The organism is Azorhizobium doebereinerae UFLA1-100, from assembly GCF_000473085.1.
GTDB classification, from domain to species: Bacteria; Pseudomonadota; Alphaproteobacteria; order Rhizobiales; family Xanthobacteraceae; genus Azorhizobium; species Azorhizobium doebereinerae.
Window position 1 is genome coordinate 18,781 of record NZ_AXBA01000042.1, and the last position, 12,641, is coordinate 31,421.

At 68.7% G+C, this 12,641-nt stretch carries 13 protein-coding genes; 6 read left to right on the top strand and 7 right to left on the bottom strand.

The window, feature by feature from the left end; genetic code table 11:
- Position 1: 1 nt before the first annotated feature.
- The 3 genes from YU1_RS0122900 to YU1_RS0122910 all read right to left on the bottom strand — a co-directional run bounded on the left by YU1_RS0122900 (position 2) and on the right by YU1_RS0122910 (position 3,635).
- Positions 2 to 886: an ABC transporter permease gene (locus YU1_RS0122900; protein ID WP_029006067.1), complete on the bottom strand. Its 885-nt coding sequence runs from the start codon at positions 884 to 886 to the stop codon at positions 2 to 4.
- A gap of 1 nt (position 887) precedes the next feature.
- Positions 888 to 1,841 carry an ABC transporter permease gene (locus YU1_RS0122905; protein WP_029006068.1) on the bottom strand — a complete coding sequence of 318 codons (954 nt, stop codon included), beginning with the start codon at positions 1,839 to 1,841 and terminating at the stop codon, positions 888 to 890.
- A gap of 123 nt (positions 1,842 to 1,964) precedes the next feature.
- Positions 1,965 to 3,635, bottom strand: a complete 1,671-nt coding sequence (locus tag YU1_RS0122910) for an ABC transporter substrate-binding protein (protein WP_084540063.1) — start codon at positions 3,633 to 3,635, stop codon at positions 1,965 to 1,967.
- 512 nt (positions 3,636 to 4,147) lie between these two features.
- Here YU1_RS0122910 and YU1_RS0122915 point away from each other — a divergent pair.
- The 4 genes from YU1_RS0122915 to YU1_RS33645 all read left to right on the top strand — a co-directional run bounded on the left by YU1_RS0122915 (position 4,148) and on the right by YU1_RS33645 (position 8,280).
- Positions 4,148 to 4,357: a hypothetical protein gene (locus YU1_RS0122915; RefSeq protein WP_035716435.1), complete on the top strand. Its 210-nt coding sequence runs from the start codon at positions 4,148 to 4,150 to the stop codon at positions 4,355 to 4,357.
- A 156-nt stretch (positions 4,358 to 4,513) separates the two neighbouring features.
- Positions 4,514 to 6,109: a glucosamine inositolphosphorylceramide transferase family protein gene (locus YU1_RS32210; protein WP_051357228.1), complete on the top strand. Its 1,596-nt coding sequence runs from the start codon at positions 4,514 to 4,516 to the stop codon at positions 6,107 to 6,109.
- Between the two features lie 8 nt (positions 6,110 to 6,117).
- Positions 6,118 to 7,134, top strand: a complete 1,017-nt coding sequence (locus YU1_RS0122925; RefSeq protein WP_029006071.1) for a GNAT family N-acetyltransferase — start codon at positions 6,118 to 6,120, stop codon at positions 7,132 to 7,134.
- A 573-nt stretch (positions 7,135 to 7,707) separates the two neighbouring features.
- Positions 7,708 to 8,280, top strand: coding sequence for a hypothetical protein (locus YU1_RS33645; RefSeq protein ID WP_156922380.1), 573 nt, complete (start codon positions 7,708 to 7,710; stop codon positions 8,278 to 8,280).
- Positions 8,281 to 8,640: 360 nt separating this feature from the next.
- On the opposite strand, the gene YU1_RS0122930 is transcribed toward YU1_RS33645, so the two are convergent.
- From YU1_RS0122930 to YU1_RS30835, 4 genes are all read right to left on the bottom strand, one after another.
- Positions 8,641 to 8,961 carry an EthD family reductase gene (locus YU1_RS0122930; protein ID WP_029006072.1) on the bottom strand — a complete coding sequence of 107 codons (321 nt, stop codon included), beginning with the start codon at positions 8,959 to 8,961 and terminating at the stop codon, positions 8,641 to 8,643.
- Between the two features lie 328 nt (positions 8,962 to 9,289).
- Positions 9,290 to 10,231 carry a glycosyltransferase family 2 protein gene (locus tag YU1_RS0122935; protein ID WP_029006073.1) on the bottom strand — a complete coding sequence of 314 codons (942 nt, stop codon included), beginning with the start codon at positions 10,229 to 10,231 and terminating at the stop codon, positions 9,290 to 9,292.
- Positions 10,232 to 10,335: 104 nt separating this feature from the next.
- The gene (locus YU1_RS0122940) at positions 10,336 to 10,782 is read right to left on the bottom strand and encodes an RrF2 family transcriptional regulator (protein WP_029006074.1); all 447 of its coding nucleotides are present in this window, start codon (positions 10,780 to 10,782) and stop codon (positions 10,336 to 10,338) included.
- 99 nt (positions 10,783 to 10,881) lie between these two features.
- Positions 10,882 to 11,814, bottom strand: coding sequence for a hypothetical protein (locus tag YU1_RS30835; RefSeq protein WP_156922382.1), 933 nt, complete (start codon positions 11,812 to 11,814; stop codon positions 10,882 to 10,884).
- Between the two features lie 228 nt (positions 11,815 to 12,042).
- On the opposite strand from YU1_RS30835, the gene YU1_RS0122950 reads away from it, so the two are divergent.
- Positions 12,043 to 12,381 (top strand): hypothetical protein, encoded by a 339-nt coding sequence (locus tag YU1_RS0122950; protein ID WP_029006075.1) that lies wholly within the window; start codon positions 12,043 to 12,045, stop codon positions 12,379 to 12,381.
- 69 nt (positions 12,382 to 12,450) lie between these two features.
- Positions 12,451 to 12,641, top strand: a 191-nt coding sequence (locus YU1_RS30840; protein WP_035716443.1) for a transposase, incomplete at its 3' end; no start/stop codon positions are given.

Below are 12,641 nucleotides of genomic sequence, written 5' to 3' on the forward strand. Positions count from 1 at the left end.
GTCAGTTCCTGATGTCCATGGCGCTGCGCAGGCCGTCGCTCAAGAGGTTGAAGCAGATGGAGACGGCGAAGATCATCACCCCCGGCATGGCCGCCACCCACGGGTTCACATAGATGGCGGTGCGCAGGGTGTTCAGCATCAGGCCCCATTCCGGCTCCGGCGGCTTGGTGCCGAGCCCGAGAAACGAGAGGCCGGCGGCGAGGATCATGGAGACCGAGATCAGGCCGGTGGCGTAGACGAAGATCGGCCCCAGCACGTTGCCCAGCATGTGCACGCGCATGATGGTCAGCGCGCCCGCGCCCGAAGCCCTTGCGGCATCGACGAAATCGAGGTTCCGCACGCCGGTGGTCACGCTCTCCGCGACGCGGGTGATCTGCGGCACGAACACCACGGTGAGCGAGACAATGGAATTGACGACGCCCGCGCCCAGCACGCCCGAGATGGCGATGGCCAGGAGCACGGAGGGAAAAGCGTAGAACACGTCCACCGTGCGCATGATGGCGGTGTTGGCCCAGCCGCCCGCATAGCCCGCCACCAGGCCGAGGCTGGTGCCGATGCCGAAGGCGAGGATCACCGGCAGGATGCCGATGAGCAGCGACAGCCGCCCGCCGTAAATCAGGCGCGAGAGCATGTCGCGACCCAACTCGTCGGTGCCGAGCGGATAGCCCGGCGTGCCGATGTGGCGCAGGCGGCGGACCATGGAGCCCTGATAGGGGTCGGCCAGGTGCAGATAGGGCGCGAAGATCGCCGCCAGCAGGATCGCCAGCAGCACCAGGGCGCAGGCCATGCTCACCTTGTCGCGCACGATGCGGCGGCCGACGGTGGCCCAGTAGCCGCGGGCCTTGTGCGCCGGGGCGGCCTGGAGCGCGGTGTCCGTTGCGGTCATGTCAGGCCCGCTTGATGCGCGGATCGATGGACGCCTGGGCGATATCGACCACGAGGTTGAGGAAGACGAAAAACAGCGCCAGCACCAGGATGGTGCCCTGGAGCAGCGGCAGGTCGCGCTGGAAGATGGCGGAGTTCAGCAGGAAGCCCGTGCCCGGCCAGGAGAACACCGTCTCGATGAGGATGGAGCCGCCGAGCAGGTAGCCGAGCTGGAGGCCCATCACCGCGATGGCCGTTGGGGCGGCGTTCTTCACCACGTGACGGAACACCCGGGTCTCCCGCAACCCCTTGGAGCGCAGGGCTTCCACGAAATCCTGAGAGAGGATGTCGCCGGTGAGGGCGCGGATGGTGCGCGTCACGATGCCCATGGGGATCACCGACATGGTCACGGCGGGCAGGATGAGGAACTGGATGTGCGCCCAGTCCCAGTGCCAGTCGGACGAGCCGCCGGGGCCGGCGCCCACCGCCGGCAGCCAGCCCAGCGTGACCGAGAAGATGATGACCAGCACCATGCCCAGCCAGTAGTGCGGCACGGAGACGCCGGCCACCGCGATGGAGGTGGCCAGCTTGTCGAGCCAGGTGTCGCGGAAATAGCCGGCCACGAGGCCGAAGAAGACGCCGAGCGTGAAGCCGATCGCCGAGGCGGCGCAGGCGAGGATGAAGGTGTTCTTCACCGCGGTCATCACTTCGGTGAAGACCGGCCGGCCGGTGGCGATGGAATTGCCGAGGTCGAGATGGACCGCCTTCCACAGCCACAGGCCGAACTGCACCGGCAGCGGCCGGTCGAAGCCGTAGGCGGCGCGCAGTTGCGCGGCCAGTTCCTGCGAGGCATCGGCGGGCAGGATGGCCACCAGCGGGTCGCCGGGGGTGATGTGCACCAGGAGGAAGCACACCAGCGCGACGCTGATGACGATGGGGATCACATAGACGATGCGTCGGGCGATGTAAGCGAGCAAGAGACCACCCTGGGCGGTTGGCACGGACGGCAGTCATCCGGGCGTGATGCCCTCTCCCGCGTGCGGGGGAGGGCCGGGCGGGGCGGCGGGCCCGGACGAGCCCGCGCGCCGGACATCGATCGCTCAGGGCGCGACGACCACCGGGGAGAAGTCCACGAACCAGCTCTTGGGCTGGACCAGGCCGGAGACCTTCGGGCTCAGCGCCCGCGGGCCGACGTCATGGGCGACATAGAGGAAGGCGGCGTCGTCCACGGAGGCGGCGTGCAGCTCGGCCAGGGCGGCGTCGCGCGCGGCCGGCTCGAAGGTGGAGCGGGCCTTCTTCACCAACTCGTCGAACTTGGGGTTGTTGATGTAGCCCCAGTTGTTGGAGGTGGGCGGCGCCATGGAGGACTGGAGGAAGCGCACCATGGCGAAGAACGGGTCCATGGCCGCATAGGTGACGTTGATGGCGTTCGACCCGTTGGCGGTCGGGTCCTTGGCGCCGCGCCGCCAGTTGGTGAACAGGGTGTTCCACTCGATCACGTCGAGCTGCACGTCGAAATAGCATTCGCCCAGCGCCTGCTGGAGATACTCGTTCATCGGCAGCGGCAGCATCTGGCCGGAGCCGGAGGCCGAGGTCTGGATCTTCACCGTCAGCTTCTTGTTGGGGCCGAAGCCGGCCTCCTTCATCAGCTTCTGGCCTTCGGCGAGGTCGTACTTGATCTGGAAGGTGGGGGTGCCGCGCCAGGGGTGGCCGGGCTCCACCGTGCCGGTGGCGGGCACCATGAGGCCGCCCAGCAGGCCGTCCTTCATGCCCTCGCGGTCGACGCAGAGGTTGGCCGCCTTGCGCACCTTGATGTCGTTCCAGGGCGAGCCCTCGACGCGGGAGAACTGCCACGGCCACACGTGCGGCTGCTCGTTCGCCTCGATCTTGAAGCCGCGGGACTTCAGCTGCGGCAAGGCGTCGGGGGCGGGGGCCTCGATCCAGTCCACCTGGCCGGCCAGCAGCGCCGCGGTGCGGGCATTGGCCTCCGGCATGGGCAGCAGCAGCAGCTTGTCGGTCTTGGGAACGCGGGCCTTGTCCCAATAGTCGGCGTTCTTCGCCAGCTCCAGGCGCTCGCGCGGCACGAACTTGGTCATCTTCCAGGGGCCGGTACCGGATGCGTCCTTGGCGAAGGCGGTCCAGGCGGCCTGGGACTTGGCCTTGGCGTCGGCGCCTTCGGCGGCGGCGTAGAATTTCTGCCACTGGGCCGGGCTGGCCATGAACAGGTTGGTGAGGTTGTAGGGCAGGAAGCTGTCCGGCTCCTTGGTCACCAACTCGACCGTCAGGTCGTCGATCTTCTTGGCCGAGGCCAGGGTGGGCATGCGCGAGGCGGTCACGCCCACCTGGCTGGCGTCGAACTGCGGGGCGGCCTGGTTGAGGACCTTGTCCACGTTCCAGACCACCGCATCGGCGTTGAAATCCGAGCCATCGTGGAACTTGACGCCGGGGCGCAGCTTGAAGGTCCACTTGGTCTTGTCGGCGTCGTCCACCTTCCATTCGGTGGCAAGGCCGGGGATCAGGACCGAGGGCTTGGTGGCCGAGGACAGGTCCCAGTTCACCAGCGGATCATACATGGTCAGGCCGGTGAAGCGGTTGCCCTCGAAGCCCTGGTCGGGCTGGCCCAGCGTGCGGGGGATATCCGCCGCCGTCATGCCGATGCGCAGGGTGGTCTCGGCCAAGGCGGCGCCGGAGATCAGGCAGCAGCCGGTCAGCAGGGCCGCGGCCAGCTTCAGCGGAGCGCGGCGGTCGAGCCTGTTGGGAGTGGACGGCATAGGCAAGGGTCCCCTGTGGTTCGACCCATTCTAAGCAACCCCTGTGCCAAGCCGGTGGACGCTACGTCAGGCGGCGCCGACGCCGATAATCATCCGACAAACTATCGACAAATCATTCTTATGATTAAAAACTGGGCAAACAAGCGCGGCAGGCCGCATGGCTTGCATGCAATGGACGTGAAAGAGAACGTTTCGCCCGCGAATTTCCCATTTGCGACACCCTGTCATACGCCATGCGCGGCGCCGCCGGCGCGGCATCCGGGCGGCATCCGCCCCGCGCGGGAGCAGTCGCCCATGTTCCGGGCAAGACCCCGCTTGTTCGCCCCCCGCCTTCGGCTATCCTGCCGCTCCGGCCGAGGCTTGATCGAACGCAAGGCTTCGCCGGCAGCGTGGGCCTAGCCCGGATGACGGGCAGGGCAGGCGCGGGCGTTCCGGCCAGCCCGGGTCCAGAAGCGGGCCCGGCTCGGGCCCAAGAGTGGTGGAAAGGGTGCGGCATGGGAGGCGCGGCGAAAATGCTCGGCAAGCAGGAAGGCCAGTTGATCGAGGGCCTCGGCGTCATCGAGACCACGGAGACCGACAATATCGTGCGCTGGGACGGCCAGATGCTCTATGTGGAGCACGACGTCTACCACAACGGCCAGCTCGTCCATTCCAAGTACAAGCGGCGGGTCACGCGCGAGGTGGCGCGGGTACTGTCGGATATTCTGCGCGATCATCATTGAGGCGGGCGCGCGCCGCGCCGGCCCCGGTTCCGCCGGGCCGACGCCGGGGCGCGCCACCGTCTTCCGCCCGCCCCCCGCAATGCCTGCGACCCGCCGCGCCCGGCCCGTTGACCGGCCCGCCCGGCGTCCCGTGAGGCCGCATCGCGAGCTGCTGTCATGACGGCCAAGCTGAAGGTCGGGGTGGTGCTGGAGGCCGGCGACGTGCCGGCCTGGATCTCGCGCCTGCTCGACGACATCGGCGCCGGGGACGACGCCCAGGTCGTCACCATCGCCCGCGAGAGCGTGCGCCCCTCCGGCCTGCTGCCCGCTCTGGCGCGCTATGTGGCGGAGGACCACGCCCGGACGGCGGAGGCGCCGGACCCGCTGGCGCGCCGCCCCCTCGCCCTGCCGCAGATCCTGCCGCGCGACGGCGATGCCGGCGGCGGGCTCGACCTTGTGCTGGATTTCGGCGCCGGCATCGACGCCCTCCCGCCCTCGCGCCTTGGCACCTGGTCGCTGCGCTTCGGCGGCGAGCGGCTGCTCGCCGCCTGCGCCGCGCTGTTCCGCGAGGTGGCGCGCGGCGACCGCTGGTGCGACCTGGTGCTGCTGATGCAGCCGCCGGGCGCGGCTCCCCCGCTGGTGCTCGCCCGCTCAACATCCCATGTGAACGACCGCTCGCTGTGGCGCACCCGCGCCCCCGTCGCCTGGAAGGCACGCGCTTTGGTGCGCCGCGCCCTCGCCCGGCTGCGGCGCGACGGCGCCGATGCCTTCCTTGCCGCCGCCCGCGCCCAGGTGGACCAGACCCTGCCGCCGCCATCCCGGCCGGTCACGGCGGCCGAGTTCGCGGCCTTCCGCGCCCGCCACCTGCTGCGCCGCTTCCTGGTGCCCTACATGCTGGTGCGCGACCAGTGGCGCATCGGCATCCGCCGCCGCGGCGACAACGACCCGCCCTGGGGCAGCCGCGCCTGGGCCAAGGGCTTCCGCTTCATCGAGGCGCCGCCCGGCCGCTTCTATGCCGACCCCTTCCTGTTCGAGCGGGACGGGAAGACCGTCCTGTTCTTCGAGGATTGGGACTGGGCGGCGGGCAAGGCGATCATCTCGGTCGCCCCGGTCTCCGAGGCCGGCGAGATCGGCCCGGCCGTGCCGGCGCTGGAGACCGCCTACCACCTGTCCAACCCGCTGGTGTTCGCCGCCGACGGCGCCATCTACATGATCCCCGAGACCCTGGCGCGGCGCCGGGTGGAGGTCTATCGCGCGGTGGACTTCCCCACCCGCTGGAAGCTGCATTGCGTGCCGCTGGACGGCATCGACATCGTCGATCCCTGCGTGCTGCGGGACGATGAGGGCTGGCTGATGTTCGCGGCGGTGCTGGATTTCGGCGGCTCGGGCTGGGACGAGCTGCACGTCTTCCGCGCCGAGGCCCTGTGCGGCCCCTGGCGCGCGGTCGGCGATAATCCGGTGCTGTCCGACGTGCGCTGCGCCCGGCCCGGCGGGCGCATGTGGCTGAAGGACGGGGTGCTGCATCGCCTCGCCCAGAATTGCGCCGGCGGCTACGGCGCCGGCCTTGGCCTCTATGCGGTGGAGCAGGTGGACGGGCAGGGCTATCGCCAGCGCACCATCGCCGAGGTGGATGCGTTCGACTTCGGCATGAACGGCGTGCACGCCTATGACGCCACCGACCGCTTCGAGGTGGTGGACGGCCGGCACTATCAGGCGGTGGCGGGCGGGCGCACCGCCTATTGGCCCTTCCCCCGCTGGTTTGGAAAGCACTGAGCCGCGCCATGCCCGCATCCCGCCTCTGGCAGCCCGTCCTCGCCACCCCGGCGCACCTGCCCGGCCTCTGCGCGCTCTATGAGACGGTCTGGGGCGTCAAGGTGGCGCCGGAAGCGTTGCGCTGGAAGCTGTTCGACGGCCCGTTCGGCCCGCTGGCTTCGGTCGCCATGGTGGGGGAGGCCTGCGTCGGGCTCTATGCGGTGATCCCGACGCCGCTGCTGCTGGATGGCGCGCCGATCCTGGGCGCGCAGTCGGTGGACACCATGACCCATCCGGACTACCGGCGGCAGAACATGTCGGTGACGCTGGCCCGGCATTGCTATGCGGAGGCCGCGCGGCGCGGCTACGGGCTGGTCTACGGCCTGCCCAACGAAAATTCCTATCCCATGTTCATGACCAAGCTGGACTGGCGGCATCTGGACGAGATGGCCCGCATGGTCCGGCCTCTGGCCGCGCCCCGGCGCGTGCCGGGCGTCCTGGCGCCGCTGCTGGATGCGGTGATGGCTGCGCAGGTGCGCCTGTCCGGCGGGGCGGGGCAGGGAGTGCTGGACAAGGTGACGCCCGCCACCCGCTTCGCGGTGCCGGCACGGGTGCCCTCCGGCGCGCGCTGCCGGGTCAATCACACGCCGGACTGGCTGGCCTGGCGCTACGGGGCCGAGCCGGGCGGGGCCTATGAGCGCCTCGTGCTGGGGCCGCCGGAGGCGCCGCAGGCGCTCGCCATCTTCGACATGGCGGCGGACGACAACGATCCGGGCGGGCGGGCGCTGCTGCGCATCGACGCGCTCATCGGCGCGCCGGACGCCCGCCTCGCGGCGGCGCGGGCGCTGCTGCGCCTCGGGGTCGCGCGCGGCGCCCGCTCGGCCTTCTTCTTCACCAGCGATGCGGAGACCCAGGCGCTGCTGCGCCGCGCCGGCTTCGTGCCGCGCTCGTCCATGCCGCTGTGCTTCGGCGCTTTGGCCCTGGACATGGCCGGCCTGCCTTCCGCCAAGGGCGAGATGGCCATCGAGGGCGGCGACCGGGATTAGGCGGCGAGGACTGGGGAGCGGGGACTGGGGCCGGGCGACAGACAGGTCCGGCGCCTTTCGCAACGGCGCGCGGTCAATCCCCGTCCCGCGCGACGCGCTCCCTCCCCCCTTGCGGGGGAGGTGCCCGAGTGGAGGGGGGGGGCACTAGACGCCGGCCTCCTGGATGAGCGCCTGTCCCTCGTCGAAGAGTAGCTTGCGACGCGGCACAAGGTTATGGCACCGGATAAAACGGCATCGTGGTGTAAATATACCGATTTGCACCAGAGGATGCGCCCAAAGGGAAAGGAGCCGATTGACTCTCGCCGCGTGGGGCAGTTCTTACTCGGTCGCGTAGGTACTTGGCGGGGAAATAGTTGTGAACAAGAAATTTCAAGGGCGCAGATCGCATTCTGTGCACTCTTTTGGTGCACAAAAAGCCGAGCGTAGCGTGGGTAGAAGAAGTTTATAATTTTTAGTTAAAATATATTTGTATCATAATATTCCATTTTATGGTGAAGCAATTCAGATGTTGATTTATTATTACGAATAATTCTCCGTTGTATTGTGCTAGTTGTATTTGTGGAGGAAGATAATATGGGTTGGCTGACCACGCCGATTATTAAAAATAAATTTCTGCGGATTGCTATTGGACTTGGCGCCATCGCGATTGTCATCGGCGCGTTGTCGAGTAAGGCAAAATTGCCGGACCTTACGATCAAGCTTGATGATCTCCCTAGCGCTTTCGACGGGGTTAGAAAGAAACGTTCTGACGCGCCACGGCTCACCCTGGACAAATGCGATACCAAAGAAAAGGATCGGCGCGTCTGCCTTTACCAAATTGGCAACGGCATGACCATTATCGCAGCGGCGAACGATGGAGAAATACTTAGCGACGTCGAGCTAATCGCGCCGATATCCTCAGTTTCAAAACTGGATGGAAAGCTTAAGTGGTTTTCGGCCGTGCTTGCAGCCATGGAGTTGTTTTCACAGGACGCACCTCAACAAGAGGGCGTCGATGTCATCGGAAAACTAACCGAAGCCTGGACTGGCCAAGGTGGCGAGCGTTCAGCCCGCCTGGGGCGCATCCTGTACAGACTCGGCGACGATGATAAAAAGGCTTGGCGCCTCTACGTGATCCCGATGCTGCCGCCCAATGGCGGCAGCTAAGAGGCACCAGAGAGCTTCGAAGGCATGGGCGAGCGCGGCCGCTGCATTCTACAAGATAGGCTGTCCGAGCGGCCGATTTGGTGTTTTCTGAAAGACGGTGACCCGAGCGCGCCGCCGAGACCACCTTCCATCGGAAGTCCCGCCAACGCTCGGTTCGTCCCGACAGATCCCGCGTGATCCCGGTTATGCTCATCCCGGTGTCTTTACTCACCGAGCCTGTGTTTGCGCCCGACCGCACGGGACGTGGCCGTCCTCAGAAGCTGACGCGCCCGCTTCCCCGCAAGGGGGAGGGGCGCGTCGTGCAAGGGGCGAATGACGGCTCTCCGTCATGGAGAGCACGGCGCCTGTCCGCCAGCTGCCCTACGGCTGGCCGACCACCACGTCGCTGATGACGATCGTCGGGGACAGGTCGGTGTATTTGGGAATGTCGGCGAGGATTTCCGCGCTGTGCGGGCCGAACGCGGCGCCGAATGCCTCCGCCGTCTCGCAATAGATGTGGCACATGGCGATGAAGGCGGGGGGCGAGCCCGGCATGGGGCCGCTCAGGCCCTTGTCCACCGTGTAGAACAGGCAGGCGTCGCCCAGCCGGGCCTTCACCAGCGGCATGTGCTGATCCCGGTAGTAATCATGGTCGAACCGGGCGTCGGGCTTGTGCGGATACATCACGCTGACTTTGATCACGCTGCGTCTCCCTGGGATGATTTTATTTTTTGAAGAATACGTCTTGGATCAACTTGCGGCGGCGTCGGCCGAACGGAGCGGTCCCGGAGCGCCGGTGGTCCCGGGGCGGGCGCACCGGTGCCATGCGGTCCATCGAGGTCCCCGCCGGATGGGCCCGGCCCGGGCCGGCCATGGCGCCGGCCGGGACGGATAGTAGCGCGGCGCGCCTGCCCGGCAAGCCTTTCTAGGCAAGCTTTTCCCCAGGCACGCCTTCCCCCCGGTATGCCGTCCAGGCGGGCCTGCTTCGACAGCGGCGCGGCGGGCCTTGCCCCGGTCCCGGCCGCCGGGCCTATTTCAGCCGCAGCAGGCGGGCGAGGTCGTAGGCGGCGTCGCGCGCGGCATTGGCGTTCGGCGCCAGCAGGAAGGCGGTGGCCTGCTGGCAGAAGGCCTTCAGGCGCGCGTCCTGCTCGCGCGAGAGCATGGCGTCGGAGGTGAGCAGCCGGGCCCGGGCGATGGCGCGGTAGGGCTGCGGGATGCGGCCGGGGTCCGGCACCCGCTCCCTGAAGATCTGGTGCACCGACCGCGCCAGCTCGGCGGTGTCCTTGCTGGCCGAGCCGGGACGCTTGAGATAGCGCGTGGAGCAGACCGTGTCGCACCACACGCTGCCGAGCCCGGCGAGCTTCAGCCACAGGTCCCAGTCCTCGCCGATGCGGTAGCGGGTGTCGAAGCCGCCCGCCGCCAGGATCGCGCTCTTGCGGGCGATGACGGTGGAGGTGCCGCACACCGTCTCGGCCAGCAGCATGGCGAAGGCGTCCGGCCCGAGGTCGAGGAGGCCGGTGCGCCCGCCGATCCATTTGCGGAAATAGGGCCAGTAGGTGAACTGCTTGCCCAGCACCTCGCCCTCCGGCGTCACCGACACCACGTCGGCGAAGGCCAGCGTCACCCGCGGGTCGCGCTCCAGCAGCGCGACGCGTGCCTCCAGCACGCCGGGGAAGAACTGGTCGTCGGCATCGAGGAAGGCGATGATCGGGGCATGGGCGGCGGCGATGCCGGCATTGCGCGCGGCGGAGACGCCGGACGGCGCGTGCACCAGGGGGGTGAGCAGCGGGTCGGCGGCGGCTTCGGCCAGGAAGGCGGCGGTGCCGTCGGTGGAGCCGTCGTCCACCACCACGATCTCGATCGGCCCGAACGCGCCGGGGCCCGAGCTCTGGGCGCGGATGCTGGCGATGGCGGCGGGCAGGTAGGCGAGGCAGTCCCGGGAGGGGATGACCACGCTGAGGCGGGGCGTCATGTCGGGCTCCGGTCCCGCCCCGGAGGATCGGACGGGGGCTTCGGGCAGCCTAGTGTCCGCTCCGCCCGGAGGGAAGCGGGGGGCGCGCGCCTCCGGCCGTGCGGTCAGATATAGTCGACGAAGGCGGCGAGCTTGTCCTGCCGCAGGTCGCGCATGTCGGCGAGGCTGTAGGTGTCGAGCACCGTGCCCATGGCGTCGCGCACCCGCACCATGATGCGGCGCACCTCGCAATGCTCCACGTCGCAGTCCTCGCAGGGCACGAAGGAATTGCGGCTGGCGCAGGGAATGGGCGCGAGCGGGCCGTCGAGGGCGCGAATCAGGTCGCCGACCACGATGTCTTCCGGCGCCTTGGCCAGCTTGTAGCCGCCGGCCTTGCCCTTCTTGCTGGACAGGAAGCCGGCGTTGCGCAGCTCGCCGAGGATGACGTCCAGGAACTTCTTCGGAATCTGGTTGGCCTCGGCGATTTCCGCGACCTGGTTGGATTCGCCCGGCAGCAGCCGCGCCAGATGCACGGCCGCTTTCAACCCGTATTTGCCTTTTTTGGTCAGCATTTCACGCCCTCTCGCTGGGCTTATGGGTTGCGGCGCGAACAAGGTCAACACCCCGCGCGGACGCACCCATCGCCCCCGGCGGCCGCCGGCGCGCGGCGGCTACGGGCGCGGGGCGGCGCTGATCGCGGCGCAGGCGTCGCGGGCGGTGTCGGCGAACAGCACGAAGACGGCGGCGAAGAAGTCGGTGAGGCCCTGGCGCAGCGGCGGCTGCAGGCGCAGGCCGCCGGAGGCGCGGTCGGGCCGCTCCAGCAGCCCGGCGGTCTCCGCGTCGCGCAGCAGCTTCAGCACGTGGGCGCGCGAGACATGGAAGCGCCGGCCGAGCGCGGCCACCGGCACGGTGAGCACCCCCTGCGGCGGGAACGGGTCGTCCGGCGCGCGCGAGAGCGCCAGCGCCAGCAGCACCATCAGCCCGCAGTCGCGGGCGGCGAACAAAGCGAGCGCGGGGGCATGGTCCAGCAGGCGCTCGCCGGCGCGGAACCTGTCGATGATGCCGCGCACCACATGGATGCGGAACGCCTGGTCCTCCAGCCGCTCCAGCGCCATGGTGCCGATGGGATCGAGCAGCGCCACCGCCTCGTAGATGCTGCGCCAGCGCTCCACCTGGGAGGAGAAGAAGGCCGCCGTGGGCACCAGCGGGCGCTGGCGGCGGTCGGCGCGGCCGGCGGGGGCGGGCTCGATGTAGCCGGCCCAGCGCATCAGCACCAGCATGGCCTTGGCCCGGCCGCGGCTGCACAATTGCGTCTCGCCGCACAAGGCGATGATGCGGCCGGCGGTCAGGCCCGCACCGCTCTCGTCCGGCGTGAGGTGGAGATAGAGCGCCATCAGCGCGAACATGGCCCGCTCGCGGTCGTTCAGCAGGCGGTTGAGCAGGCGGTTGCCGTCATAGCGGCCGACGAGGTCGGCGGCCCATTGCGCCATGGCCTGGGAAAAGGCGGGCTGGGCGCGCAAGGTGGCGAGGCGGGGGGCGTTGAGGGCGCGCAGATCCGGCCGCAGCACTGGTGCCGCATCCTGCCGCCGATGGGAATCCGACATCCTGCTTCCAAACTCCGTACAGACCAACACCGCATCGCCATCCCCCCGTACCGGCATCCCCGGGCATCGGGGCGGCACGTGGCGGCGCGGTCCCCCCGCCACGCCGCCGAAGCGTGGCAGGACAAGGGATGTCGCCTCCCGCATGACGTGGCCAGAAATCGCCATTGAGAGACAACCGAACGCACTCTAGCTCTGCCGGGCGCTGGACGCATCAGGAAGGTTCAATCCATGTCGAAGGGATCCCGCAGTCTTTTTCGCATGCTTGCCGCCGCCGGCCTTGCTACCGCCGCCTTGGCGGGCGGGTCCAGCCCGAGTTCCGCCGTCGTCTATTGCAAGAGCGCGGGGGTGCCGCAGGGCTGCGTCGCCCGCCCGACCCGCGTCGCCTATTGCACGCGGCCCGGCTATCCGGCCGGCTGCGTGGCCAAGGGCAACGGCACGGGCGTCGGCGTCCTGCCGGGCGCCGGAGCCGGCGCCGCGGGCGTCGGGCTTGCGCCGGGCGTCGGTGTGGGCGAGCCGGGCTACGGCGTCAACACCGGCGGCCCTGTGAACCGCGCGGGGGTGCGCTAGGTAGTGTGGACTCTTGGGGTTCCCGGGCTGAATGATCTGTGATTCAAAGCTGCCTTTGATGAGGCAGCGATGGGTGTTCTTGATCGACTGGTGCTTGGGGATGAGCAGTGGGCGCGGATAGCGCCGCACATCATCGGCGACGAGCGGACGCGCGGCTCTTCGGGCCGGGACAATCGTATGTTCATCGAGGCGGTGCTGTGGATCGTGCGCACCGGCTCGCCTTGGCGCGATCTGCCGGAGCTGTTTGGAGAATGGAACAC